Below are 25010 nucleotides of genomic sequence, written 5' to 3' on the forward strand. Positions count from 1 at the left end.
CTCAGGGAAGTGCGCTGGCGTTGATGACGTTGCCGCCGTCGGCCGTGACATAGCAGTCCACCCGCCGGTCGCCTGATGCCCAGCTCGTGCTGCTGGGATAGGAGCGCTGGAAGTTCAGGACGTAGTCGTTGGCTGCGGGGCCCAGTCTCGCCGCCTGGCAGGCCTCAAGCGCCTTGGCGGCAAGGGTTTCGCGGCCAGGGTATGGGCCCTTGGTGGGGTAGCGGAACACGGCTACTAGCTGGGCAGAGTGGCCGGTATCGCAGGCCACCACGGTTGACCGCAAGGACTCCGGGTCAAAATCCTTGAAGCAGTCGCCCAGCCGGAAGTCCGCAGGCGCTACACCCTCCCGGGGCAGCGCAAGCGGTGTCGGCAGGGGAGTGGGCGAGACTTCCACAACACCCGAGCCGCCGTCGTCGGCGGTGTTTGCCGAGTCCTTGCCCAGCCACATGGCGAGCCACACCAGGCCGGCAACGACGCCCAGCAAAACAAGCACGAAAACAGCTTTCAGGAGGTTGGATCCGGTCCGCCGCGGCTTCCGAGGCGGGGCGTCCGGGGAGTGCACGGCCGACGACGTCGCAGCCCCGGGGGCGGCCACCTGGGGCAGGCCCGCGGTAGGTGGCGCAGCGGGCTTGGGCGGGACGTTACGCAGTCCGCCCGGCGTACCCTGGGGGCCCTCAGCAGCCGGCCTGGCCGCGGCGTCCTGCTGGTTCATCCGGATACCCTCCTGGGTGTCGCCTCGTCTTGCCGCTGTTCCGCGAACCCCGGATCGGCAGCTGTTGAACAGACTCTATCCAACAAAAAAGCCGGGAACCCCGCGGTAGGCCGCGGAAATGGTACCTGACATGTCGTTTGCGGGCCCGCGCCGGGGCGCAGCGGGCGCCGAAAGCATGTAATCTAGGTGTACGACAAATTGACCAAACATTCCGGGGCCTCACCGATAGCCAAGGTGACCACCTCCGGTCCGAGTACAAAAGGGGGTCACGCCATGGGGCGCGGCCGTCAAAAGGCAAAAGCTACCAAGCAGGCTCGGGATATTAAGTACTATTCCCCGAACACTGACTATTCGGCACTTCAGCGCGAGCTCAAGGGCCCAGAAGGTCGTGCCACGAGCCATTTCGCGAATGAGCCGGTTGAACCGGACTATTCAGCTTATGTGGATAAGTACGCGGACGATTTGGAAGAAGACGACGACGAGGTAAAAACCCGTCGGATCGGCTAGTTGTCGCAAACCTGTCGCCGTAAGGCGGCAGGCCCTGTGACGCCGCAGTACCTTTCGGACGCGCGCAGCTTGGGCGTCGGTACAGCGCTTCTTTTCCAGTACACCGGATCCGGGCGGACCCGCAGTGCTGGCCTCAGTTATCAGGCCCGTCGCCTGTACCGGACTCCGGTGCAGGCGGCGGGCTTTTTGGTGTTGACTGAGGGGGTTGATGCTTTTGTGCCGCCGCGAAAGGACCTGCCATGCCAGGAAACACCACTTCACGCACCTACTCGCACGGTGAGCCGTGCTGGGCTGATGTACAAACCCGGGACGTGGACGCCGCCAAGGCCTTCTACACGGCAGTGTTCGGCTGGACCTTCAAGGACATGCCCACCCCCGACGGCCGCAGCTACGCCCAGGCCTTCATCGCCGAGGACCTGGTGGCTGTTGTGGCGCCGCAGAACCCGCACCAGGAACCGTTGGGCACCGACGCCCAGTGGAACATCTACTTCGCCGCTGAGGACGCCGGCGCCGTGGCCGAGGAGACACCCCACGCCGGCGGGCATGTCCAGTTCGGCCCGGAAATCGTGGGGGACACCGGCGTGATGGTCTTCGTGGATCCCCCCGGCGGCGGGACCACTGGCATTTGGCAGCCCGGGACGCACACCGGCACCGGACGGTACAACGAGCCCGGCGCCCTCTCTTGGACCGAACTGCTGACGCCCGAGCCGCAGGCCGCCGTCGGGTTCTTCCAGCAGCTGTTCGGCCACGAGGTGACCGAGTACCCCCAGGACGACGGCGGGACGTACTCAACACTGATGGTGAACGGCGCCGAGGTGGCCGGGGTTGTCGCGGCCGACGCGCCTGCCCGCTGGCAGATCTACTTCGGCGTGTCCGACGTTGCCGATACCGTGCGAAAGGCTGTGGCGGCCGGCGCCGAGGTGCTGATCGAACCCGGGGACGACGATCCGGAAACCCCAGGTGCCACTGCCACGCTGAGGGACCCGCAGGGCGGCGTCTTCAGCCTGCTGGAGGTTTAGGCGTAGGCGTTGACCAGGCGGACGGCGCCGCCGTCCACGCCCTTGGCGCCCTGCACGTAGTCCGGGCCGGTCTTGAGGATCGAATCCGAGTCGGTGGTGACGGTGCCCATGATCCAGGACGGCAGGCCGCGGTCGTTCAGGCGGGCCACGGCGGCGTCTGCGGCTTCGGCGGACACGATGGCCACCATGCCCACGCCCAGGTTCAGGGTGCGCTCGAGGTCGGCCAGGGGCACGTTGCCCAGTTCGCACACGAGCTTGAAGATGGCTGGCAGTTCCCAGGTGGCGCGGTCCACGGTGGCCACGAGGCCCTGCGGAAGCACGCGTGCAAGGTTGGCGGCGAGGCCGCCGCCGGTGACGTGGCTAAAGCCGTGGACGGCATTGGAGCTGTTCACCGGGAAGGCGCGGGCCAGGTCCAGGCAGTCGGCGGCGTACACGCGGGTGGGTTCCAGGAGTTCCTCGCCGAGGGTGCGGCCGAGTTCGGAGACCTGGCGGTCCAGTGCCCAGCCGGCGTGGTTGATGACGCGGCGGACCAGGGAGTAGCCGTTGGAGTGCAGGCCCGAGGAGGCCATGCCGATCACCACGTCGCCGGCGCGGACGCGGTCCGGGCCCAGCAGGTCGGCTGCCTCCACTACACCGGTGGCGGCACCGGCGACGTCGTATTCATGCTCGCCCAGCAGGCCCGGGTGCTCGGCTGTTTCGCCGCCCACCAGGGCGGTACCGGCGACGGAGCAGGCCGCGGCGATGCCGCGTACGATGTCCGCGATGCGCTCCGGGACAACCTTGCCGCAGGCGATGTAGTCGGTCATGTACAGCGGTTCGGCGCCCACCACCACGATGTCGTCCACCACCATGCCCACCAGGTCAAAGCCGATGGTGTCGTGGATGTCCATGGCCTGGGCGATGGCCACCTTGGTGCCCACACCGTCCGTGGACGTGGCCAGGAGCGGCCGCTTGTAGGTCAGGAGCCGGGAGACGTCGTACAGTCCGGCGAAGCCGCCCACACCGCCGATGACGGACGAGTTGTGGGTGGCCTTCACGGCACCCTTCATCAGCTCAACTGCGCGGTCGCCCGCTTCAACGTCAACGCCGGCGGAGGCATACGTGATGCCCGCGGCGTTCTGTGAGCTGTGGCCGGCGGCGGGAGTAGCGGAAGTCATACGGACTCTTTCTTATCGGCGCCGGTGGAGGTGGCTGCGTGGTGGATCTCGGGCACACGGTCTTCTTCGGTCAGCAGGTCCTCGAACTCGGCGTCCGGTCCCGGATCGCAGCCGTCGGAGCCTTCGTCGTCCGCCGGGTCCTCATTATTGTCGATGGTGGCGACGGCCAGTGCTGCGGTGGAACCCGGGAGGGCAGAGGGCGACGGCGCCAGGCCGCCGAGGTCGGTGCGTTCCAGGAGGTTTTTGCCCAGTTTGTCCGAGCCCGGGAGCGCGATGGGGTACTTGCCGGTGAAGCAGGCGGTGCAGAGGCGTTCGCGCGGCTGCTGGGTGGCGCCGATCATCCCGTCCTCGGAGATGTACGCGAGCGAATCCGCGCCGATCGCCTGGGAGATTTCCTCGATGGTGGCGCCGTTGGCGATCAGCTCCGCGCGGGAGGCGAAGTCGATGCCGTAGAAACAGGGCCACTTGACGGGAGGGGACGAGATCTTGATGTGGACGGCGGCGGCGCCGGCCTCGCGGAGCATCCGGACGATGGCCCGCTGGGTGTTGCCGCGGACGATCGAGTCATCAACCACCACCACGCGCTTGCCGCGGATCACGGACTCGAGGGCGTTCAGCTTCAGCCGGATGCCCAGCTGGCGCAGTGTCTGCGAAGGCTGGATGAAGGTGCGGCCCACGTAGGAGTTCTTGACGAAGCCGTGCGCGAACGGGATGCCGGATTCCTCGGCGTAGCCAACGGCTGCCGGGGTGCCCGATTCCGGGACCGGAATGACGATGTCCGCTTCCTGGGTGTTTTCACGGGCCAGCTGGCGGCCCATCTCCACGCGGGACTCGTACACGGAGCGGCCGGCGATGGCGGCGTCCGGGCGGGCGAGGTACACGTATTCGAAAACGCAACCTGCCGGCGTCGGCTCCGCGAAGCGCTTGGAACGCACGCCGTCCTCGTCGATGGCGATGAATTCGCCGGGTTCGATTTCCCGGATGAAGCTGGCACCCACGGTGGCCAGGGCGGACTGCTCGGAGGCGACAACCCAGCCGCGCTCCAGCCGGCCCAGGACCAGCGGGCGGATGCCGTAGGTGTCGCGTGCGGCGTAGAGGGTGCCTTCATCCATGAAGACGAAGCAGAAGCCGCCCTTGATCTTGGGCAGGAGTTCGGTGGCGGTCTCCTCGAGGGTCTTGCCCTCCTCGCCTTCCAGCAGGGCCGTGACCAGGGCGGTGTCAGAGGTGTTGCCCTGCTTCATTTCGCCGCTGAGCTGGCCGCCGTTGCGTTCCTGGATCATGGCGTTGAGCTCGGCCGTGTTGGTCAGGTTGCCGTTGTGCGCCAGGGCGACGGTACCCGTGCTGGTGGCGCCGAGGGTGGGCTGGGCGTTGGCCCAGTGGCTGGCTCCGGTGGTGGAGTAGCGGCAGTGTCCCACCGCCAGGTGCCCGGTCAGGGTGTTAAGCGTGGTCTCGTCGAAGACCTGGGAAACGAGGCCCATGTCCTTGTAGACGTTGATCCGCTTGCCGTCGCTGGTAGCTATGCCAGCCGACTCCTGACCGCGGTGCTGCAATGCATACAGCCCGTAATAGGTGAGTTTTGCAACCTCCTCACCTGGTGCCCAGACCCCGAAAACGCCACAAGCGTCCTGAGGGCCTTTTTCGCCAGGGAGAAGATCATGAGAAAGTTTTCCATCGCCGCGTGCCACTGGTCGATTATCTCACGACATGCGGTAAGACTTTTCCGCCGCTGGGTTTGTGACCGGCGGCTAGGGCTGCTCGCCGTCGTCGGGCTCGGAATCCGGAACCGCCTCAACGATGGCGCGTTGCTGGCGCTTGACGCTCAGCCAGTCCAGGAGCAGGGCCACCACGGCTCCCAGGATGGCGCCGCCTGCGCCAAACGTCACCAGGAAGAACCCGAACACCGCACCGCGGTCAAATTCCTCGTCCCCCGGGAGCGCATATGCAACCACGGCGGCCACCACCACTCCCACCAGGGCGCCGAGGATGAGGAACGGCACATACTTGGGGGCCCGGCGCACGGTGACCTCGCGGCGCTCAGCGGGAGTTTCTTCAAAAGCCATGGCATCCAGCCTACTCAACTGAAAGCTCCGGCCCGCCCCTACTCCTGCGAAGTCCGCGTGAGCACCCAGATGTTGGTTCCGTCCTGCCGTTCGAACGTCACCGTTGTGACCAGGGCCTGGATGAGCGCGAGCCCGCGCCCTGACTCTGCGTCGTCATCCGGGGTGCCCGGTATCATCGGCCCGAACGGGGGCTTCGCGTGAAAGGCGCTGACCCGTGCCTGCAGCAGCGTGGGCTGGACACTGATTTCCACGCCCAGCTCCACCGGCCGTTGCGCTTTGGCCGGCTGGGCGTGCTGGACGATGTTGGAAACAGATTCGATCACCGCTGTGGCGAACGTCATCTGGTCGACGTCCTGGACGAACGGGGCATCCTCCCAGAGGCCATCGAGCTCGTCATGGACAGCCTCGACGGCGTCCAGGTCCGCCCGGCCCCGGAAGCTCCGCTGCGCCAGGACGTCAGTCATTGCCGAACGCCTCGTCCGGGGAGGCATAGGACGTCAGGACGCGGTCCATGCTGGTCAGCTCGAGCACCATCTTCACCTGGGGCTGCACCGACGCAATTCGAAGGTCGCCGCCCGCCTGCCGGGCCGCCTTGAGGCAGCCGATCAGTGCGCCGAGTCCCGAGGAATCCATAAAGGCGGTCCTCTCGAGGTTCATCACGATCCGGCTGGAACCGCCCGCGATCACGTCCGTGACGTATTCGCGGAGCTTGGGCGCGGAGACCATGTTGAGCCGTCCGTTTGCCCTGACCTCCGCGTACGAATCCTTGACCTCGTGGCTAAACTCCATGGGGTTCCTTCTCTCCGGCTTCAACATCAACAGCGGGTTCGAAACCCTTGTACAAAACGGCCCGCACCAGGATGCTCATGACCACCAGGTCAAAAATAACCCAGGCAACGTTCACCAGCGTGCCAAGCGGCTCGGCCAGTCCGGTGGCCAGGCGGATGAGGCCGACGACGGCGGCGACCGCCAGCAGTGCGGCTACCACGATCTGGGGGCGGATCAGGCTCCAGCCGGGGCCGCCGCTCTGCCTGGCTTTGGGGGTGACCGCGAACCCGAGGGGACGGCCGAACCAGACGTTCTTGGCCGCCGTCGTACACGCCTTGATCCAGGTGGGAAACAGCGCCAGGCTGTACTGCTGGCCGCGCCAGGTGGGGATCCCGCGGCCGGCCACGGCGAACAGCAGCTGGTTGGCGATCATGAACGGGATGAACCGGATGAAGAAGTCCCAGCTGAGGCTGGTCACGGGAAGGATGCCCAGCAGCAGGTAGATGATGGGGGCCGCGAAGTAGATGACCGCCGCGTAGCCGCTGAGGTAGGTCCACATGGTGGCGAAGTACATCAGCCGCTGGCCGATCTTCAGGCCCTTCTGGACCAGCGGGTTTTCGCGCAGGAAGACCTGGATGGTCCCCTGCGCCCAGCGGAGGCGCTGGGTGAGCATGGTGGCGATGTCCTCGGGCGCGAGGCCGTACGCGAGGATCTCATGGTGGTAGACGCTCTCCCAGCCCATGCCATGCATGCGCATGGCGGTGGCCATGTCCTCGGTGACCGAGATGGTGGCCAGCGGCATAACAGGCTGCGCTTCGTCGTTCCGCTCCACATTCAGGGCATCAAGGACCGCCTGCACAGATTCCAGGGCACCGAGCGGGGACCAGTCCCGGGCGGACATGCGCTGGACGGCGTCATCGGCGACGACGGGGACACCGGCTTCGCCCACGTGGGCCACTTCCATGGCGGCGATCTCTTCGAGGTCCGCCTGCAGGGCCGAAACGTCGGCCTGGACCAGGGTCTGGACGGCCAGGTCAACCCTGCGCCGGACCCGGTAGGTGATCTCGCTCAGCGGTTCGCCGGCCGCCATTTGCTGCTGTGCCTGGAGGGTTGCCGCCTCCACCTCGTCGAGCACGTCAGCTACCAAAGGAGTGTCGACGTCGGCCGATGTGCGGGCCTGCCGGATGGCGGAGCGGGAGGCGGCGAGGGCGCGGCGGATGCTCTTTTCGGTTTCCTTGACGTAGCCCACCAGGCCCAGCTGCATCAGCGCTTCGCGGCGCAGGATGGCGTTGGAGCCGCAGAAGAAGGCAGCGTTCCAGCCGTCCTTGCCCTGCTGGATGGGGCCGTAGAACAGGGGCGCCTGGCTGCCCAGGGGATCGTCGGCGGGAACGTTGCTGAAGTACTGCGGGGTCTGGACCAGTGCCACGCGGCGGTTGTTGAAGTAGCCGAGGGTCTTTTCCAGGATGTCAGGCTCGGGGATCTGGTCCGCGTCCAGGATGAGCAGGAATTCGCCGTGCGTGACCATCAGGGCGTTGTTGAGGTTGCCGGCCTTGGCGTGGCGGGGAACGTTGGCGGTCCAGTCCCCGCTGCGGGTGACGTAGCCCAGCCCCTGCTCTTCGGCGAGGGCTTTGAGTTCGGGCCGGGCGCCGTCGTCCAGGATCCAGGTGCTGTGCGGGTGCCTGATCTTCTGCGCGGCCAGGGCGGTGGTCATCACCATGTCCAGGTCTTCGTTGTAGGTGGTGATGAAGACGTCCACGGTGGCGTCGTGGGGAGGCACCGGGGCTGCCTTGCGGATCTTCAGCTTCCATACGGTCATGCCGAACAGCATCACGTCGATCAGGCTGTAGGTTTCGGCGATAACCAGCGGCACCGCGATCCACCAGGCGTCCCAGTTCAGCGAGGCGGCCCAGCGCCAGGCCACGTAGTTCAGGCCGAAGATGACCATCAGGACCACCACCAGGCGGGTCCAGAAGCGGGTCACGCGGCAGCAGTTTCAGGCAGGCGGCGGACCACCACCACGGTGACGTCGTCCTCTGCGGTTTCGGCCGGTGCGAGGGCAAGGATGGCGTCGCTGGCGGCCTGGGCGGAGTCCTGCCCGTGGGCAGCGGCGAGCACCGCTCCGGTGAAGGCGTCGACGGAATCAAAGACGTCCAGGACGCCGTCACTGACCACCACGAGGGAATCCCCCGGGGCCAGGCCCAGCGAGGACTGCGGCCAGGTGGTCCCCGGCCACGCTCCCACCGGCGGCCCGCCGGACGGCAACCGGCGGACGCCGCCGTCGGCCCTAACGTGCAGCGCCAGCCCGTGACCGGCGTCGACGTAGCTGACGTTTCCCGACGCGGCGTCCAGCCGTGCGTGGAACAGGGTGACGAAGGAGTTGGAGGAGTCCAGATCGGTGGCGATGGCCTTGCTGGCGGAGGCGAAAGCGCCGTCCAGGTCCTGGCGGTGGCCCATGGATCTCATCACGGCCCGGACGGTGGCGGCGATGAGGGCAGCGCCCATGCCCTTGCCCATAGCATCGGCAAACGTCAGGTGCAGGCCGTCCGGGGTCCGGTACCAGTCGTAGAAGTCCCCGCCGACGTTGCGGGAAGGCCGGAAGGCACCGGCGAGGTCGTAGCCCTCCACCCGGACATCCTCGTTGGGCAGGAGGCTTTGTTGGACCTCCGTGGCGCGTTCGAGCTCGCTGCGCGCCGCCGTGTAGACGGAAGGGGACTGGCGCCGCCGGAACAGGGCGTTGATCCTTGACTGCAGTTCGCGGGGGCTGAACGGCTTGCTGATGTAGTCATCGGCGCCGTTGTCCAGGCCGGTGAGTTTGTCCAGCTCGTCGGCGCGGGCAGTGAGCATCACAATGAAGGCGTCGGAAAATTCGCGCAGGCGCTTGCAGACCTCCAGGCCGTCCAGGTCCGGAAGGTTCAGGTCCAGGGTGACCAGGTCAGGCCGCTCGCTGCGGACCAGTTCCATGCCCGGCAGGCCGGCGGCGGCCTCGGTGACCAGGAATCCCTGCTTGACCAGGACCCGCACCAGGAGGCCGCGGATGTCCGGATCGTCTTCAATCACAACGGCTCGACGTGTTTCGGGCGTGGGAGGCATAGCTCTACTTCTACCGTATTAAGGCCTTGGGGGCATTGTCACATGCACCACACCGCCTGGTTCCTGCCAGCACACTTGACCGTTCGGGACTTCAGCCGGGGTCTTGTCTGAAAGTTGGGACCGACTTGATGGGACCTTGAGCAACGTTGGCCACACTCGAAGGGAAGACCTGAAGTTTCGCCAGACTTGCCGGAGGACGGTGCACGGCTAATGGAAAAAACCGAATCCGCAGAAGCACTTCCGGGCATCGTCGCCCGCTCGCTGCTCCTGATCAGGGAGGGCCACTTCGGGCGGAGTACCCTTCACTACCTGAGCCACACATGGAAAGTCCGTACGCTGAACCGGTCATTGGCCCGGGCGCTGGGGGAATCCTGGGAGGCGTCCAGCTGGCCGGGCGACAGGCTCGCCGTCGGCGTCGAAATGTCCGAGAAGGTCGAACAGCTGACGCGCCTCCTCAACCGCGAAACCGAAGTGCACGGCCGCCTGGTGGCACTCCTGAAGTAGCCGTTCCCTGCTGACCCATTCCGTGCCACACTTGAGGACAATCGAGTGGCTGGGGGATACCAGGTCAGGAGATTGCGGTGCATTGGTTCACAGGTTGGGCTTACCTCCTAGCAGGACTCATCACCATGGACACGCTCCTGGTGGTCCTGTGGCTGATGGACAAAGACTGGCCCAGCCGCTGGCGGAAAAAGCCCTGACCAGCGGATGCTTCAGCGCAGGTCGCGGCGCATCAGCACCCGGGGAAACCCGTTGAGCACCGAATCCGTGTCCGCGGCCTTGACGAACCCGGCCTTCTCGAAAAGCCTGCGTGTGCCCACATACGCCATGGTGAGGTCCACCTTGCTGCCGCGGTTATCCACCGGATAGCCCTCGATGGCCGGCGCGCCGTAGCTTCGGGCAAAATCCACCGCACCTTCCAGCAGGTGATGGGAGATCCCCTTGCCCCGGTGGCCGGGCCGCACCCTGATGCACCAGACGGACCATACGTCCAGGCTGTCCACGTGCGGGATTTTCCGGTTGCGGGCGAAACTTGTGTCGGCGCGGGGATGGACACCCGCCCAGCCGACGACGTCGTCGCCGTCGTAGGCCAGGACACCGGGCGGGGGATCCTGCCCCACCAACTCCCTGACGAAGTCTCCGCGGGCCGTCCCCTGCAGCTCCAGGTTCTGCTTTGACGGGATGCGGTAGCTCAGACACCAGCACACGTTGGCATCGGGCCGCTTGGGGCCCACCACCGCTGCCACGTCCTCAAACACCGTCGCCGGACGGACCTCAATGCCCATGGTTGCGCTCCCGGAAGGGGGTAGCCGGAAAGGTCTGGCCGGAACCGCTAGACGCCCAGCGCTTCCTTCAGTGCGGCGACGTGGCCCTGGGCCTTGACCTGGTACTGGGCCAGTGCCACTTTGCCCTCAGGGTCCACCACCACGGTGGAGCGGACGATGCCTTCGGTGATCTCGCCGTTGACGAGCTTTTCGCCCCATGCGCCGTAGGAGAGGGCCACCTTGTGGTCTTCGTCGGAGAGCAGCGGAAAGGTCAGGTCAAAGTCGCCGGTGAAGCTGGCCAGCTTCCCGGGGGCGTCCGGGGAAACCCCAACCACTTCGTAGCCCGAACCCTGGAGGGAGGAAAGGCTGTCCCGGAAATCGCAGGCCTCGGTGGTGCAGCCCGGGGTGGCCGCGGCCGGGTAGAAGTAGACGATGACATTCCTGCCGCGGTACTGGGCAAGGGAGGTCGTTTTTCCGGAGGCATCCTGGAGGCTGAAATCCGGGGCCTGGGTGCCGGGCTGAAGTTTGACGGTCAGTTGGGGGCTCATGCATTCCTCCGGGAGGTGGGGCGGCTAAGGGCAAAACAAGTGAAGCGGCTTCCCGCCCTATGCACAACTTCGGCGTCACCTTCCGTATTCCGCGGCGCCTGGCGCCGGGCAACCTAGAGTTTACATTCGGTCCATTGACTTCAGACGGCGCAGGGATACCGTTAGAGATACACGATTTCGGTCTCCGCCACGTTTCCGCATGATCGGCCTCCACGCTCAGGCCGATGCTCCGCCCCTCAGCGCCCGCCGCAAAAAATTCCTAGGCTGTGTGTCCTTCATGACCGCAAATTTCATCAGAGCTTTGGCCGTTAAGTCCCTGGACATCCCGGACAGGAAGCGGTGTCCGGACAAGGCCGAGTTCGACCTCGTCACCGTTGATGACTACTCGGTGGCCCGTTTAATCCTGGCTCCGGGCTGGCGTTGGTCCGAGTTGGTCAAACCCACGGAACTGACGGAGTTCTGTGAACACAACCACCTCGGGTACTGCGTCTCCGGCAGCCTGGAGATTCAAACGTCCGACGGCGTGAGGTCCACCATCCAGGCCCACGACACCTATGCGCTTCCCCCCGGCCACGATGAGTGGGTGGTGGGGTCGGAGCCGTTCGTCGCCGTCGAGTTCCTGGGGGCGGCGTCCTACGGCCGCCCGCGAAGCCGGGGAATGCATGCGCTCATCTGAGCCGGCCACTGCCTAAATGCTGGTGAGGGTTTCGCCGTCGGTGATGCTCCGCAGCCGGGCCAAAAGTTCGGCGGCGGGAACGCCTGCGTCGATCACCGTGAACTGCGCGTATTCGGGCAGGGACCGGTAGCCGTCCCGGAAGGAAACCAGTTCCGCCAGCGTTTCGTTGTCCGTACCGCGGGCCACGATGCGCCCGTGTGCCACGGCGGGATCGGCGTCCAGATGGACGACGGCGTCCGGTGCGGGGAGTGCCGAAAGCAACATGGGCACGAACCTGCCACGGGGCAGACCCTTTGCAGTCCGCAAGGCCAGTTGGCAGTAGAGATGCCGGTCCATCATCACCAGTCCATCGAAGCGGCTTGCCCGGGCATGGGACAAGAGCACGTTGACCGTGCGCAGGGTGGTTTCCACGGCGTCGGCTAGTCTGCCTGGCCAACGGATGCCCAGGCGTTGCCCCAGTACTGACATGCTTCGCCGGCCTGCGTGGTTGCTTAGCAGCAAGGCACTTCCGCCTTCGGCCCGGACCGCGGACACCAGGGCGCGGGCAGCCGTGGATTTCCCCGAACCGTCGATTCCGGTTAAGACAATAAGCACGTGGCCTCCTTCCGCCAATGCTTTAACGGTAGGGACATGCGGATCGTCCCGGCATGCGGGGGAAGTCACATTAGCCATGACGACGGCGGCCAGCCGGCCGCCGTCGGGCACTCCGGCGGGAGGCTACTGGCAGAACGTCGACAACGCTGTGTTGGCTTCCTGGTTCTTGGCCTGCATCCCGGCGAGCTTGTCCTCGTCCGGGGTCTCCTTGGAGGCCTCGTCCGCGTATTCGATATAGGAGCCGAGCGCAGTCTTGAGTTCATCAGAGGCCACAGCCTCGATGGGCCGGATCTGGTTGGCGAGGCGGACCAGGCCGCTCTTGCCGACCTTGTTCGCCTGGTTCGATAAAACAACCTGAACGCGCTCGCAGGTCTCGACGGTGGAAAGTTTGGTCGGAGCAGTGCAGGCCGAAGCGGAGAACACGAGGCCGGCAGCGACCAGGACGGTGGCGAGTTTCTTCATGGGTCCCTCAGTAGGCGGTTGAGGTTTCGATTGTAAGCAGAGACCGCGGTCCGGTGCCGGGTCGGCGCTGTTGGCGGGCGTAGTGTGACCCGCGGACAAGCGGGATTCGGGCCCTGCAGAAGGGGGCATCAGCCTCTGGCGGACCTTCTGCGGAGGTGCTTAGACTGGCAGGACAACCGTGCGGGTTCCCGCATGTTTGGGCCCGTGCGGATCAGTCCTATCCAAGGAAGCATCATGGCCCGCACAACGCAGAATTCAGGAAAAGTACACCGCCGTACCGCCCTCTGGTTCATCGCCCTGATGGGTCTGCTGGCACCTGCCGTCCCGGCCGCGGCTGCTCCGCCGGAAGACTCGGAAATCGTGCTGCCTGGCGCCACGTCGGCCGAGGGGATAGCCGCCGGCAGGGGGACTACCTTCTATGCAGGAGATCTGGGTACCGGGGATATCTTCCGCGGTGATATCCGCACCGGCAAGGCAAAATTGTTCATCGACGCCCCCAACGATGGCAGGGCCGCCGTCGGCATGAAGGCCGACACCCGCAACAACCTGCTGTTTGTGGCGGGCGGTGCCACCGGCAAGGCCTTCATTTACGACACCGAATCCGGTGAGCCCGTCAAAACGGTCGAGCTGGCTCCAGGTTTCATCAACGACGTCACGCTGACCAGGGACGGGGCCTGGTTCACCAACTCTGCCGCCGCCGTCCTGTATTTCGTTCCGGTCAGCCGGAGCGGTGTGGTTGGGGAGGTCCAAGAGCCACCCCTGAAGCTGACAGGACCTGCTGCGGACGCTTCTGATCCCTTCAACCTCAACGGCATCGCTGCTGCCCAGGGCGGGAAAACGCTGATCGTTGCACACTCCGGCAACAGTGAGCTCTACACCGTCAATCCGGAAAACGGTACCAGCGCCAAGATAGAGGGAGTGAGCGTGCCCAACGTGGACGGCATCCTGGTCAGGGGACATCAGCTGTGGGCCGTGCAGAACTTCAAGAACCAGGTCAGCCACATCAGGCTGTCCGGTGACCTTTCTTCGGGAAGGGTCCTTGATGTCATCAAGAGCGAGGACTTCAACATTCCCACCACGGCCGCGCTGTTCGGGAACACCTTGGCCGTTGTGAATGCCCAGTTCATGGATAAGAAGGACAAGCAATTTGAGGTGGTGCTGGTCCGCGCACGGGACGACTAATCTCCAGCACCGAAACCTGCAGGCGCCGCCCGGCTGACAGACAGGATCCGGCACTCAGGAACGGCTCTGCTCACAGGAACGGCTCTGCCCCGCAAGAACTTTGCGGGGCAGAGCCGTCTGTGCGGGGCAGGCCCGTCCGAACTGGGTCAGGACAGGTCAGCCGGCCGGCAGGTCAGTGCTGGCCGAGGTTTCCGCCAAGCGGCGGGACGTTTCCGGTCACCGTGTCAGTTTCCTCACGGCGCTGGCCGGCACTGCGCGTTTCGCCCTCCGCGGTTTCGTCGGATTCACCGTCGAAGTCCACCAAACCGTTGGTCTGGTCGAACGGATGGCCGGGCGAGCGTTCGCCGCCGCCTACAGTGCTGGCCGCCGAGCCGGACGTCGTTGTAGTGCTGGTGACGGTATCCGAGGGAACGTGCTGGATCGGCGTCGGTTCGCCGGACCGGATCGGCTCGTCCGCAACTGGTGTCACTGGCGTCGCGGTCACGTCCCGGTCCTCGTCCTTCTTCCCGCTCATGGCTGCGGCTGCCCCGGCAACTGCGGCCACTCCGGCTGCTGCCGCCACCTTGCCGGAGATGCCGGCCTTGCCCGAATCGCCGCGTGATGCTGAGGCATCCTCCACACCCGGGGTGCCCACCGTGGCACCCTCGTTCACGGACCCGCGCCAGGCGCCGCTGGCGTAACCAGCGTCCTCGATGAAGTCCTTGAAGCGCTTCAGGTCTGCCTCGGCCTGGCGGTCAACCACGTTCAGCTTGTCGCCGACCTTCTCGACGATGCCTTCGGGATCGTATTCGAGGGTGAGCCGGATGGAGGTCTGGCCCCCGCCGACATCTTCGAACTCCACGGCACCGGCGTTGGTGGCGCCTTCGGTGGCGGCCCAGGCAACCTTACGGTCGGGGACCTGCTCCAGCACCCTGGCGGTCCACTGCCTGCGGACGCCGGCGATTTCCGCCACCCATTCCAGCTGGTCGTCGCTGGTCTGCTTGACGCTCTTCACCCCGCCCATGAAGTGGGGAAACTCTTCGAACTGGGTCCACTGGTTGTACGCCGTGCTCACCGGTACGTTCACCAGAATGCGTTTTTCCACCTTCGTGCTCATAGCGGTCTCCTTTGTGTAGAACCGGATCTGATGAGGGGATCAACAATTCATCAGCATGCTTAGCATCATATAGTCCGGTCCGAGCTTATGGCCAGCCTCAAGGGACCAATTTCCGGCATTTAGGTGGCTCTTGGGCTTCAGCCGGCGGTCTCCTGGAGGTCTTCCGGGTCGGCGCCTTCGGCCGGTTCCTGCGAGTGGACGCGGATGTCCGTGGGGTCCGCGGATTCGTCCCCCTCGGCCGGCGCCTCGGCGTGAATACGCTGCGCCATTTCTGATTTTTCCTTCATGACAGCTGCTCCCGTGACGTGGGTGGATGCTCCCCCGATCATCATTCAGCCCCCGTGCCGGCGGGGTGTCAAGATCCTTCGCGGGACCTCTGGCCGGGGGGACCGTTCTGTGCTGGACTGGGGAAGCACTGTGCCGCTTCACCAACAACAAGCTCTTTGGCCGGCCGGCTAAGCCGGCTGTTTGGGAAGGAACATTCATGGCAACGCACAAAATCGGATACTTCGTTGGGAGCCTGGCGAGCGGTTCCATCAACCGCACGCTCGCCACCGCCCTGATCAAGCTGGCTCCGGACACCCTCGAGTTCAACGAGATCCCCATCAGGGACCTGCCGCTTTACAGCTACGACTACGACGCCGATTTCCCGCCGGCAGGACGGGCCCTCAAGGAAGCCATCGAAGCTTCGGACGGCATCCTGTTTGTGTCCCCGGAATATAACCGCTCCATCCCCGGGGCCCTGAAGAACGCCATCGACTGGGGCTCCCGGCCGTGGGGGACAAACTCCTTCGCACGAAAGCCCACCGGCATCATCGGCGCTTCACCAGGCGGCATCGGCACAGCGGTGATGCAGTCCTCCATGCGCAGCGTGCTCAGCTTCCTGGACGCCCCCCAACTGAACGCCCCTGAAGTCTATATTCAGTTCAAGCCCGAGGTGTTCGGCGGAGACGGCGAGATCAAGGATGAATCCACCGCCAAGTTCCTGCGGCACTACATGGACGAGTACGGCGCGTTCGTCGAGCGGGTGCTGGCAGCCAACGCCCCGGGCCACATCGGTGACCTTGAGCCTGATCCGGACAAGCTTTCACGGTAGGTGCCTGCGGTTCAGCCGGGTCAGTCCAGCGGCAGGGTTACCGTTATGGTGGTGCCCTGCCCTGGCTCTGAACGGATGTCTACGGTGCCGCCGGCTTCGTGGACTGCCACGGACATCAGCCGAAGGCCGTAGCCGTGGTGCCGCCCGCTGACGGCGAGCCGGCTGTCAAAGCCTGAGCCGTCGTCGGACACCACCAGCCTTACGCCGTGGCCCACGGCCGCGAGCTGGAGGCTGAGTTCGGAAGCATCCGAGTACTTGTAGGCATTACTCAGGGCTTCGCGGGCCGACTGGTAGAGCAAAGACGCGCAGTCCGCCGGGATCTCGATGCCCCAGTGCGGAGTATCCCAGCGGACTGCTGTGCCTTGCTGCCGGAGGGGACCTGTGAGCCGGTCAATGCAGCCGGCGAGCCCCAGGCTATGGAAGTCGAGCGGATGGTGATCAGTGATCACGCCTCCCACTGCGACTACTTCCTCCAGAGCTGGTCGGTTTCCCATGACTCTTCCTGCTTCCCCGCCATCATTTGTGTTGATGAATCCAGCGTGAACCCCTAACTGCATGGGTTCGCAAGGGTTAGCTCAAGATCGAGTCAATTTTGTTCTCAGAAATGTTCGGCGGATTCGAGAGCCATCCGATTCGGGCGCTGATAGCGTTGTTGCCCACCAACGAAGGAGGGGCCATGACCATCAACTCACCTGAATCCCTGCCCGACGACGACGAGCCGCAGGGTGCCGCCGTGAAGGATACGGCGGGGAACGGCACCGCAGGGAAGGACGACGACGGCGTTCCCACTGCCAACGACGGCGTCGGGCTGGGTGCCACCCAGGAACCGAATACGTTCGAGCCCGAAGAGGACCCGGAAGCGGACTGAACAGGACCGGCGCGGGGTGATCCGGGGCCACTGGCCCCGTATGCTGCTTTGCGTTGATGTTGGCGCGCCCGTCTTGACAGAAGCTTGTTCCTTTAGTGCCGGAATTCTGCTGGTGCTTTGAGTTCTCCTTGGAAAACTCAAAGTCAATAGCTAGTTGAGAACTTCCGGCGGGGAATATGGGAAAAATTTGTGCTGCATCGCAGGGCCCTGGGAATAAAAGGGCCGGGGCGATTCGGTGATTACTGTCCTTATTCCCGCTCATAATGAAGCAGCCGGGATCGGTGAAACACTGAGATCACTCAAAAGCCAATCCCGTGTGCCCGACAGGATAATTGTCGTGGCGGACAATTGCGCCGACGCAACAGTGCAGATAGCCCTGGACGAGGGCGCAGAGGTGGTGCCCACGGCCGGAAATACCGACAAGAAGGCCGGGGCCCTCAATCAGGTGCTGGCCACCCTTCTTCCGGATGCCGAGCCCGAGGACCTCGTCCTTGTCCAGGACGCAGATTCCCAACTGTCCGCGGACTTCATCGAGCGGGCGGTAATCCACCTTCAGGGAGACCGACGCCTGGGTGCCGTCGGCGGGGTTTTCCGCGGCGCAGGCGGCGGGGGTTTTGTGGGCCACCTGCAACGGAACGAATATGCCCGCTACGCCCGGGACGTCCAGCGGCTTAACGGCAAATGCCTTGTGGTCACCGGCACGGCCGCGCTGTTCAGGGTCCGCACCCTCCGCGACGTTATTGCCGGACGGCTGGACGGGACGCTCCCCGCCGGCAACGGGCTCGGAGGCGTGTACGACACGTCGGTCCTGACCGAGGACAACGAGCTGTCCTTCGCCCTGCTGACGCTTCATTACCGGATCAAGTCGCCCGCGGACTGCACCCTGGTCACCGAGGTGATGCCCACGTGGCGCGAGCTTTGGGCGCAGCGCCTCAGGTGGAAGAGGGGCGCAGTGGAGAACTGTGTCCAGTACGGCTGGACGCGCGTTACCCGGCCGTACTGGGGCCGGCAGATGCTGTCCGTGCTGGGTTTGCTGGTGAGCCTGGCCTATTTGAGCACGATCGCGCTTGCACTGGGCACGGGGGCAGGGCTGCACATGCAGCCTTTCTGGCTTGCCGTGACCGGTGTCTTCGTGATCGAACGGGTGGTGACGGTGCGGCTTCGCGGATGGAAGTACATGCTTGCCGCCGCCACCATGTACGAGCTGGTGATCGACCTGTTCCTGCAGGTGGTCCACACGAAGGCCTACGCAGATGCAGCCTTCAACAACAAGAAAGCCTGGTAAACACATATGTATGACAACCCAGCAGCCCCGATGGCAGCCGGAATCGGTTCCGGCACCCTCGCCATGACGGGCGCCGGTGACCTCTTTTGGGTCGGACTCGCCGCGTTCGCCATGGTGGCACTCGGCATGGCCGTCAAGCGGATCGTTCCGGTCCGCGGCGGTAACTCCTAACCAGGAGCAACCCGGGCACCGTGCCCGGGACCGCAGCAAGCGCAGGGCAGCCTTCCGGCCGTCCTGCGTTTTTGCTGCCCTTCGGGTTGCCTGCTCCATGGCAGGCGTCAGGTGCTGACGCTCACCGCGCTTGAGCACCCGCCGGCATCGCAGACCTTGTAGGTGGTGGTACTGGCGCCCTTGAACGCGTTGACGTAGCTGCCGGTATTGGCAACAGTCTTTTGGGTCCCATTGATCCAGAGGGTTACGCTGCCCCCGGTGGCGCCCGCCCATTTGAGGGCGGTGCTGTTCATGCCTTTGACCTTGGAGTTGGACGCCGTCAGGGATATGGCTGATACGGGCGCAGTTGGCTGTGCAGAGGCGGCCGGAGTGAAGCTGAAGTCGCGGACCACCACCGTTTCCGGCCTCACGTGCGCAGGATCCCCGCCCCCTCCGCCGGTGACCCACAGGTTGAAGTGCAGCCGCTCGCCGGCGGGCACAGGAACCGTGGAGCCTTCCAGTACGGTGCGCTTGAGCAGCGTCCCCACAAAACCTTCGCCGGAGTAGGTCTCGAAAGTCAGCTTGCCCGGTTCCCAGACCATCCGGTGCGTGGTGACGGGGCTGGAGGTCACGTCAAAGGTCACGGTGTTGTTTCCCTGTCCCGGCGGTTTGCTGGCATCGAACCAATAGCCGTGGCCCTGACTGACGGGCCAGGATTCACCGTAGGCAGCACCGCCTCCCCACGCCGACGCCTCGCAAAGATCGATCTCGTTGAACCCCGGCTCAGCCAGTGGATCGTAGGTGAACAGGCAGCCCCACACCACTTCCTTCTGCAGCATGCTCAGGTTCTTCTCAACGGTGGTGCTGTAGGTTCCGTAGCCGAAGCCCTGGCGGGTGGACTGGAACTCGGCTCCTATCGGCGCCTCGCCGGTGGGGTTGGTCAGGCTGAGCGACACGTACCCGCTGGCGTCCGGGCTGCCGACATTGGCAGCATCAAAGGCCTTGTTGTACTGCGGGGCTCCGCCCCAGAAACGCTTCTCCCAGTTGAACCCTTTCCACGTGAAGCTTCCCGCGGGGCCAGGATTCTGGTCCACCGGAGTGGTGTCCGCGGTCTGGGCACTGGGCACGAACGCCAGCACGGCAACGGTGGTTGCCGCCAGGACAGCGAGCGGCCTGAAAAAGCGGGCACGATGTGAAACCGAAAAGTGAAAAGAAGCCATGTGGTGCCCCTTGCGTGTTGCTCCCAGCGAGCTAGCTGCGCCCCATTGGGCACAGCTTGATCATCAGCCACAACAGCCCCAGACGCAATAGCCCATAAATGTGAAAGTTCCTGAGGGATATTCTCAAGAAATACGCAATTCTTGTTAAAGCTCAAGAGTGACGCAATAAAATAATCAAATCCGGAATGCGGCTCTCAGTTTGTGTAGGCTCGATAATGAGGCAGTTCCGGCAAATAATGCCGATCACCCATCCAACTGCGCTTATGCCTACGAATTGACGGGGAAATCGCGTTTGCTTGCGTGCGGTGTCCGTCGACAGACGGTGCACCAATGCGTGCATGCAAACCCCGCTCCGTGGGTCCGCTGCATGCGTTTGGCACAAGGCGGGGCAATCAAGATTCAGATGAAAGGTTTTGGGGCACGGATGGTGGGGCGTGGAATTGCAGTGGTGGTGGAAGACGACGACGATATCAGGACGTGTTTGACCGATGTGTTCCTCCAGTCCGGCTTTGCCGTGCATGTGGCGGCCTCCGGCCAGGCAGGCGTTGATGCGGTCCGTGAGTACAACCCGGTCATCGTCACCCTGGATGTGGGGCTGCCTGACTTCGACGGGATCGAGGCTGCCCGCCGCATCAGAACCTTCAGTGACGCCTACCTCATCATGGTGACGGGCCGGATGGAGGAAGCCGACGCCCTCATGGGCTTCGAGGCCGGTGCCGACGACTACCTCACGAAACCTTTCCGCCCGCGGGAACTCCGTGCCCGCATCGCGGCGATGCTGAGGCGGCCGCGGATTCTCAACGTAGGCTCAGCGGAAAGTGCCCCCGGTCCGTGGTCTCCTGGCGGCCACCATCCCTTCGGGCCACTTTCGGCACAGCCCGGGCTTGAGGTTCTTGCGTCCGCACAGCAGGCCGGCATGATCGTGCGCTGCGACTTTGAGCACCGGGGCCTGACCCTTCACGAGGGCTCGCGGGCGGCCGCCATCCACGGTGAAGCGGTTGATCTCACGAGGACCCAGTTTGACCTGCTCCTGGTGCTGATGGAGAACGGGCGTGTGGTGCAGACCAAAGCTGACCTGGTTCGCAGGCTTCGCAATGAGCCCTACAGCACCGGTTCCTATGTCAGCACCGGCGAGGAACGCGCCGTCGAGGTCCACCTGGGAAACCTGCGGAAGCGCCTGGGGGACAGCACCCGCTCTCCGCGCTGGGTGGAGACCGTGCGTGGGGTGGGGTACCGGCTGACGCCCTAGGTGCAGCCAGCCAGGTCCTCTACTGAGCCTTTCGTTATCCGGCGCAACAGTTCGGCGCCAATGGGTTGCGTCCGGGCTCCTTCCGGAACTGGCTGCTCCACAATTTAAGGACTGAAAGTCAGGCCCAAAGGAGGGTGTGATGCGCAGTCGGTCCGCGCGAGGTTCGGCAATTCCCGCAGTGCTTCTTTCCGCTTTGCTGCTTGCCGGCTGCGGTCCAGAGGCATCGCCCCCGACGGCGACGGGCAGCCAGGGCGGTGCCGCAACATCCGCTGTGACCTCCACACCTGCGGTGACATCCAGCGCAACGGGCACCGCACCGGCGTCGGAATCCAGGAAGTCCTTCACCACGTCGGACGGCGAACTGACCTTTGACCATCCGGCAGCGTGGAGCGTGCGGGACCCCGCCGGGGACCTGCCCGAGGGCGGGGGTGCGTTCGCCGAGGTGACCAACGCGGCAGGCAGGCCGCTGGCCACGCTCAGGACCAACATGGCCACTGGCTCCACCTGCATGGAACGCTACCCGTACGAGGTGTTGGAGTCGCAGGAGTTGCCGGCCCTGGCCCAAGACGGAGCTGCACCCCGGTATGTTTTTGAAACCCGCGGTAATGATGCCGCGCCGGGGCCGGCGGAAACCCCCGCCGCGGCTTACGGCATCACCACCATGCAGCCTCCTACCGGCGACTCGACCTGCGCCATTTTCCACTTCTTCACCTGGCCGCCCACGGCCGTGATGTTCGGGGCTTTCTTCAGCCCGGAGAACAACGTGACGGCGGGAGCGGAGTCCTTGCCGTATCTGGAGCAGGCCAAGAAGTACGCGCAAACGCAGGAGTACCGGGACATCAAGAGGATGATCACGTCGCTGCGGCCGGCGGGGTGATCGGGGGCTCGCTGCCTGCCGGCGGGCTGCAGACGGCGTGGAGAAGCCCGGGAGTGCGGACCCCTCGGGAGTCCCTCTGGTGACCCTGCGGGGGTGTGGCCAGCGGAAAAACTTTGGTCAGCCAACCGAAAAGCTGCCACGGCATTTGGGTTTCTTTACATATTTTGGGGAAGCCTGCCTCGATAGCATGAGGTGACCGGACAGAGCTGTCCGGTCACCTCGATGCAGAAGGAAGCCCATGGCAACGGTTACGGTGGACGATATCCTCTCGGATCTCCCCCTGGGTTTCGCCAGCCTCATCCTCCGGCCTGCGGCGGCCGGCGCTGAGATCCACCGGTTCCTGATCGTGGACGCGGATGATGAATCGTCCGACGGCGGCGCGGCGTTTGTCCTGCTGATCGGCGTCCGCGGACGCTCGGCTTTGCCCGCTCTGCGCCGGCTCTTGAAGAACCCGCCCCCGGTGGTCGCCGTCAAGGGTAAACGTGAAGAGCTCGCCGAGGCTGAAGAGCTGCTCCGCGATGCCGGCACTGGCCTGCTCCTGGTGGATCCGGAGGCTGACTGGGACCGGCTGTTGTCCATCGCCAGGGACCGCATCCAGCCGCCCAGCTACCAGCGCGAGGTGCTGACTCTGCTGGAAGAGGACCTGTTTGCCATCGCCCAGACCACCGCCAGGCTCACATCCAGCCACGTGCTCATCGAAGATGCAGCCAACAAGGTGCTGGCCTACTCCACTGTTTCGAATGACATCGACGAGCTGCGAAAGGCCTCCATCCTCGCCCGGCGCGGTCCGCGTAAATACGAGCTGCTGCTCAAGGACCTGGGCGCCTACCGTGAACTGCACAGGACACGGCTGCCGGTGCGGGTGCCGGCCCGGCCACAGGACGGACTGCGGGAACGCGTGGCCATCACGCTGTTCGCCGGGGACCGGATCATGGGCTACATCTGGCTGCAGGAAACCGGGGCGGGTTTCGGCGCGGACGTCGACTACGTGCTCACCGGATCTGCTGCACGGGCCTCGGCCGAACTGATCCGTTACCGCAACCAGCAGTCAGTACATATGCGCGAAGACCGCATTGTGCGGATCCTGTCAGGTCCGGCGGAGGCCGCGGCCAGTGCACACAGCGGGAAAATCCCCGCGGAGCGCCCGGCCGCACTGATCCTGATTGGAATATCCGATGCCGAAGCCCAGGCCGACGACGCGGCCCTGAAGCACGGCGAACTCGCCAACCTCGCATCCATCCACGCCGCTGCGTACAAGGCGTCCGCCGTCGTGGGTCAGTTCAAGGGCGACACCGCGGTGATTGTCCCTGGCCTGCAGTCAACCGCCGCGGAGCCCGGGCTGCGCAGCCTGGCCGAGGCCATTGTTCGGGATGCCGGCAAGCACCTCGGCATCAGCCCCTTCGCCGCCGTCGGTCCGGTTGTCCCGGACTTGCTTTCGCTGCATTCAACCACCCGTATCACCGTCGCCCTGTTGGGTTGCGTGGGCACGTCTTCGGACATGTCGGTTGCCACCGTGGACGACTTCGAGGGCGAGATCCTTTTCCGCGAGGCGGTTCAGAACTTCACGTCCTCCACGTTCCGCCACCGCAGCCTTACAGCGCTGCTGCGGCAGGACTCCGAACTCGCCGACACCCTGCATGCGTACTTCCAAGCATCACTCGACGTCGCCGAGTGCGCCAGCAGGATGGGGCTGCACAAGAACACCGTCTATTACCGGATCAGTAAGGCTTCCCGGGCGACTGGCCTGAACTTCGGCAACCCCCGGGACTCGCTTGTGGCCCTGCTTCACATTCAGGAATGGGCCGGCACACGCAAAGAACAGCGGGGCAGGAAATGACCACAGCACTCAAGGCGCCGCCGCTCGACGCGATACTGGCGGACATCGTCCGCGGCCACAGGCCCCAGCGGGAAACCGGTTCTGTCCCGGCCAACATCCCCTTCCTCGCAGCGGTCCCCTTCAACAGGTTCGGCATTGCCGTCGCCACCGCTTCCGGCGAAGTGTTCAGCTCAGGTGATGCTGAGGTCCCCTTCTCCATCCAGAGCATCTCCAAGGTGTTCACCCTGGCCATGGCCCTGCGCGGCGACAGTGCGGGAACACTGTGGTCCCGTGTGCTGCGCGAGCCCTCCGGCACCTCGTTCAATTCCCTGGTCCAGCTGGAGGTGGAGCACGGCATCCCGCGGAACCCCTTCATCAATGCCGGCGCCCTGGTAGTCACAGACCACCTGATGAGGGACACCCCCGACGCCGCCACCCGGCTTTTGCTGTTCCTCACCGCCCAATCGGCCAGCACAGGGCCGTACATCGATGAGGAGGCTGCTGCCGGTGAGCTCGCCGGCAGCAGCCGGAACCTGGCATTGGCCCACTTCCTGAAGGACTTCGGCAATCTACAGCAGACAGCGGAGTCGGTGGTCGAAAACTACGTCCGGCAATGCTCCATCATGATGACCTGTGTGGAACTGGCCAAAGCAGGACTCTTCCTTGCCCGCGACGGCCAGGGAACGCACGGAACCGTGGTGTCAGCCAGCGAGGCGAAGCGGATCGGTTCGATCATGCTGACCTGCGGCATGTACGACGCCGCAGGTGAGTTCGCCTACCGCGTGGGTCTTCCCGGAAAAAGCGGTGTGGGCGGTGGGATCCTCGTCATCGTTCCGGGTGTCTGCGCCATTTGCGTTTGGTCCCCGCGGCTGGACGCCAAAGGAAATTCCCTTGCCGGCACCGCCGCTCTTGCCGATCTTTCCGACCGCACCGGCTGGTCCGTTTTCTAACCCCTGGCTGCACACCCCACAACTTCCTTCCCAACCCAGCAGGATCTTCTCCGTATCGAAAGGATCAACCATGCCCATCAACCCCAATGACGAGGTTGTACAGAAGCAGGTCGTCCCTGACCACCTGATTGATGGCGGTCACGCGCACGCCAGCGAGACCGCCCTCCACGCCGAGGACAAGGGCTACCACAAGAACCTCAAACCGCGGCAGATCCAGATGATCGCCATCGGCGGAGCGATCGGCACCGGCCTGTTCCTCGGCGCCGGCGGCCGCCTCAACGCCGCCGGACCGTCCCTGGTCATCGCCTACGCGGTCTGCGGTTTCTTCGCGTTCCTCATCCTCCGGGCACTGGGCGAACTGGT

General features: G+C 64.8%; 29 protein-coding genes and 1 pseudogene. 14 read left to right on the top strand and 16 right to left on the bottom strand.

Annotation, left to right across the window (positions count from 1 at the left end):
- Nucleotide 1: 1 nt before the first annotated feature.
- Nucleotides 2-712 (bottom strand): septum formation family protein, encoded by a 711-nt coding sequence (locus ABIA70_RS20635; protein ID WP_354149448.1) that lies wholly within the window; start codon nt 710-712, stop codon nt 2-4.
- Between the two features lie 273 nt (nt 713-985).
- Between ABIA70_RS20635 and ABIA70_RS20640 the strand changes: the two genes are divergently transcribed.
- Entirely contained in the window at nt 986-1219 is a 234-nt protein-coding gene (locus tag ABIA70_RS20640; RefSeq protein ID WP_354149488.1) for a DUF3073 domain-containing protein, read from the top strand.
- 239 nt (nt 1220-1458) lie between these two features.
- Nucleotides 1459-2238, top strand: a complete 780-nt coding sequence (locus ABIA70_RS20645) for a VOC family protein (protein ID WP_354149449.1) — start codon at nt 1459-1461, stop codon at nt 2236-2238.
- On the opposite strand, the gene purM is transcribed toward ABIA70_RS20645, so the two are convergent.
- The 7 genes from purM to ABIA70_RS20680 are packed head-to-tail and all read right to left on the bottom strand — an operon-like array spanning nt 2235 to nt 9313.
- Nucleotides 2235-3395 carry a phosphoribosylformylglycinamidine cyclo-ligase gene (gene purM / locus ABIA70_RS20650; RefSeq protein WP_354149450.1) on the bottom strand — a complete coding sequence of 387 codons (1161 nt, stop codon included), beginning with the start codon at nt 3393-3395 and terminating at the stop codon, nt 2235-2237. The two genes, ABIA70_RS20645 and purM, sit on opposite strands and share 4 nt — an antisense overlap.
- A complete protein-coding gene (gene purF / locus ABIA70_RS20655) occupies nt 3392-5080 on the bottom strand; it encodes an amidophosphoribosyltransferase (RefSeq protein WP_354149451.1) in 1689 nt (562 codons plus the stop codon). The genes purM and purF overlap by 4 nt, the downstream gene beginning before the upstream one ends.
- Before the next feature lie 60 nt (nt 5081-5140).
- On the bottom strand, nt 5141-5455 hold the full coding sequence (locus tag ABIA70_RS20660) for a hypothetical protein (protein ID WP_354149452.1): 315 nt from the start codon (nt 5453-5455) through the stop codon (nt 5141-5143).
- Nucleotides 5456-5493: 38 nt separating this feature from the next.
- Nucleotides 5494-5919 (bottom strand): ATP-binding protein, encoded by a 426-nt coding sequence (locus ABIA70_RS20665; protein ID WP_354149453.1) that lies wholly within the window; start codon nt 5917-5919, stop codon nt 5494-5496.
- Entirely contained in the window at nt 5912-6244 is a 333-nt protein-coding gene (locus tag ABIA70_RS20670; RefSeq protein WP_354149454.1) for an STAS domain-containing protein, read from the bottom strand. The genes ABIA70_RS20665 and ABIA70_RS20670 overlap by 8 nt, the downstream gene beginning before the upstream one ends.
- Complete coding sequence (locus ABIA70_RS20675; RefSeq protein ID WP_354149455.1) at nt 6234-8204, bottom strand: glycosyltransferase family 2 protein; 1971 nt, start codon at nt 8202-8204, stop codon at nt 6234-6236. Before ABIA70_RS20675 ends, ABIA70_RS20670 begins: the two co-directional genes overlap by 11 nt.
- Complete coding sequence (locus ABIA70_RS20680) at nt 8201-9313, bottom strand: PP2C family protein-serine/threonine phosphatase (protein ID WP_354149456.1); 1113 nt, start codon at nt 9311-9313, stop codon at nt 8201-8203. The genes ABIA70_RS20675 and ABIA70_RS20680 overlap by 4 nt, the downstream gene beginning before the upstream one ends.
- 210 nt (nt 9314-9523) lie before the next feature.
- On the opposite strand from ABIA70_RS20680, the gene ABIA70_RS20685 reads away from it, so the two are divergent.
- Complete coding sequence (locus ABIA70_RS20685) at nt 9524-9817, top strand: hypothetical protein (RefSeq protein ID WP_354149457.1); 294 nt, start codon at nt 9524-9526, stop codon at nt 9815-9817.
- A gap of 209 nt (nt 9818-10026) precedes the next feature.
- Here the strand turns inward: ABIA70_RS20685 and ABIA70_RS20690 are convergent, their stop codons facing one another.
- On the bottom strand, nt 10027-10599 hold the full coding sequence (locus tag ABIA70_RS20690) for a GNAT family N-acetyltransferase (protein ID WP_354149458.1): 573 nt from the start codon (nt 10597-10599) through the stop codon (nt 10027-10029).
- 47 nt (nt 10600-10646) lie between these two features.
- On the bottom strand, nt 10647-11126 hold the full coding sequence (gene bcp / locus ABIA70_RS20695; protein ID WP_354149459.1) for a thioredoxin-dependent thiol peroxidase: 480 nt from the start codon (nt 11124-11126) through the stop codon (nt 10647-10649).
- A gap of 277 nt (nt 11127-11403) precedes the next feature.
- Here bcp and ABIA70_RS20700 point away from each other — a divergent pair, with 277 nt between their 5' ends.
- Nucleotides 11404-11802: a cupin domain-containing protein gene (locus ABIA70_RS20700; RefSeq protein ID WP_354149460.1), complete on the top strand. Its 399-nt coding sequence runs from the start codon at nt 11404-11406 to the stop codon at nt 11800-11802.
- 12 nt (nt 11803-11814) lie between these two features.
- Here the strand turns inward: ABIA70_RS20700 and ABIA70_RS20705 are convergent, their stop codons facing one another.
- Together ABIA70_RS20705 and ABIA70_RS20710 are read right to left on the bottom strand one after the other, a co-directional pair.
- Complete coding sequence (locus ABIA70_RS20705; protein WP_354149461.1) at nt 11815-12396, bottom strand: nucleoside/nucleotide kinase family protein; 582 nt, start codon at nt 12394-12396, stop codon at nt 11815-11817.
- Nucleotides 12397-12519: 123 nt separating this feature from the next.
- Entirely contained in the window at nt 12520-12858 is a 339-nt protein-coding gene (locus ABIA70_RS20710) for a hypothetical protein (RefSeq protein ID WP_354149462.1), read from the bottom strand.
- Between the two features lie 234 nt (nt 12859-13092).
- Between ABIA70_RS20710 and ABIA70_RS20715 the strand changes: the two genes are divergently transcribed.
- The gene (locus ABIA70_RS20715; protein WP_354149463.1) at nt 13093-14040 is read left to right on the top strand and encodes an SMP-30/gluconolactonase/LRE family protein; all 948 of its coding nucleotides are present in this window, start codon (nt 13093-13095) and stop codon (nt 14038-14040) included.
- Between the two features lie 172 nt (nt 14041-14212).
- Here the strand turns inward: ABIA70_RS20715 and ABIA70_RS20720 are convergent, their stop codons facing one another.
- Nucleotides 14213-15136 carry an SRPBCC family protein gene (locus ABIA70_RS20720; RefSeq protein ID WP_354149464.1) on the bottom strand — a complete coding sequence of 308 codons (924 nt, stop codon included), beginning with the start codon at nt 15134-15136 and terminating at the stop codon, nt 14213-14215.
- 137 nt (nt 15137-15273) lie between these two features.
- A complete protein-coding gene (locus ABIA70_RS20725) occupies nt 15274-15405 on the bottom strand; it encodes a hypothetical protein (protein WP_354149465.1) in 132 nt (43 codons plus the stop codon).
- A 215-nt stretch (nt 15406-15620) separates the two neighbouring features.
- Here ABIA70_RS20725 and ABIA70_RS20730 point away from each other — a divergent pair, with 215 nt between their 5' ends.
- Complete coding sequence (locus ABIA70_RS20730) at nt 15621-16232, top strand: NADPH-dependent FMN reductase (RefSeq protein WP_354149466.1); 612 nt, start codon at nt 15621-15623, stop codon at nt 16230-16232.
- A 20-nt stretch (nt 16233-16252) separates the two neighbouring features.
- Here ABIA70_RS20730 and ABIA70_RS20735 read toward each other — a convergent pair whose 3' ends face one another.
- The gene (locus tag ABIA70_RS20735; protein WP_354149467.1) at nt 16253-16726 is read right to left on the bottom strand and encodes a sensor histidine kinase; all 474 of its coding nucleotides are present in this window, start codon (nt 16724-16726) and stop codon (nt 16253-16255) included.
- 182 nt (nt 16727-16908) lie between these two features.
- Here ABIA70_RS20735 and ABIA70_RS20740 point away from each other — a divergent pair, with 182 nt between their 5' ends.
- The 3 genes from ABIA70_RS20740 (at nt 16909) to ABIA70_RS20750 (ending at nt 18556) form a co-directional block, all read left to right on the top strand.
- A complete protein-coding gene (locus ABIA70_RS20740) occupies nt 16909-17100 on the top strand; it encodes a hypothetical protein (RefSeq protein ID WP_354149468.1) in 192 nt (63 codons plus the stop codon).
- A gap of 235 nt (nt 17101-17335) precedes the next feature.
- Complete coding sequence (locus tag ABIA70_RS20745) at nt 17336-18385, top strand: glycosyltransferase family 2 protein (protein WP_354149469.1); 1050 nt, start codon at nt 17336-17338, stop codon at nt 18383-18385.
- Nucleotides 18386-18391: 6 nt separating this feature from the next.
- Nucleotides 18392-18556 carry a hypothetical protein gene (locus ABIA70_RS20750; protein ID WP_354149470.1) on the top strand — a complete coding sequence of 55 codons (165 nt, stop codon included), beginning with the start codon at nt 18392-18394 and terminating at the stop codon, nt 18554-18556.
- Between the two features lie 107 nt (nt 18557-18663).
- On the opposite strand, the gene ABIA70_RS20755 is transcribed toward ABIA70_RS20750, so the two are convergent.
- Entirely contained in the window at nt 18664-19755 is a 1092-nt protein-coding gene (locus ABIA70_RS20755; protein ID WP_354149471.1) for a LamG domain-containing protein, read from the bottom strand.
- Between the two features lie 403 nt (nt 19756-20158).
- On the opposite strand from ABIA70_RS20755, the gene ABIA70_RS20760 reads away from it, so the two are divergent.
- The 5 genes and pseudogenes from ABIA70_RS20760 to ABIA70_RS20780 form a co-directional block, all read left to right on the top strand.
- Nucleotides 20159-21004 (top strand): response regulator transcription factor, encoded by an 846-nt coding sequence (locus tag ABIA70_RS20760; protein WP_354149472.1) that lies wholly within the window; start codon nt 20159-20161, stop codon nt 21002-21004.
- A gap of 139 nt (nt 21005-21143) precedes the next feature.
- A complete protein-coding gene (locus tag ABIA70_RS20765; RefSeq protein WP_354149473.1) occupies nt 21144-21881 on the top strand; it encodes a hypothetical protein in 738 nt (245 codons plus the stop codon).
- 238 nt (nt 21882-22119) lie between these two features.
- Nucleotides 22120-23718, top strand: coding sequence for a PucR family transcriptional regulator (locus ABIA70_RS20770; RefSeq protein ID WP_354149474.1), 1599 nt, complete (start codon nt 22120-22122; stop codon nt 23716-23718).
- The gene (locus ABIA70_RS20775; protein WP_354149475.1) at nt 23715-24647 is read left to right on the top strand and encodes a glutaminase; all 933 of its coding nucleotides are present in this window, start codon (nt 23715-23717) and stop codon (nt 24645-24647) included. Before ABIA70_RS20770 ends, ABIA70_RS20775 begins: the two co-directional genes overlap by 4 nt.
- A 70-nt stretch (nt 24648-24717) precedes the next feature.
- Nucleotides 24718-25010: pseudogene (locus ABIA70_RS20780) on the top strand (amino acid permease); the annotation flags it as partial.

The sequence above is a fragment of the Arthrobacter sp. 754 genome (genome assembly GCF_040548695.1).
Classification (GTDB): domain Bacteria; phylum Actinomycetota; class Actinomycetes; order Actinomycetales; family Micrococcaceae; genus Arthrobacter.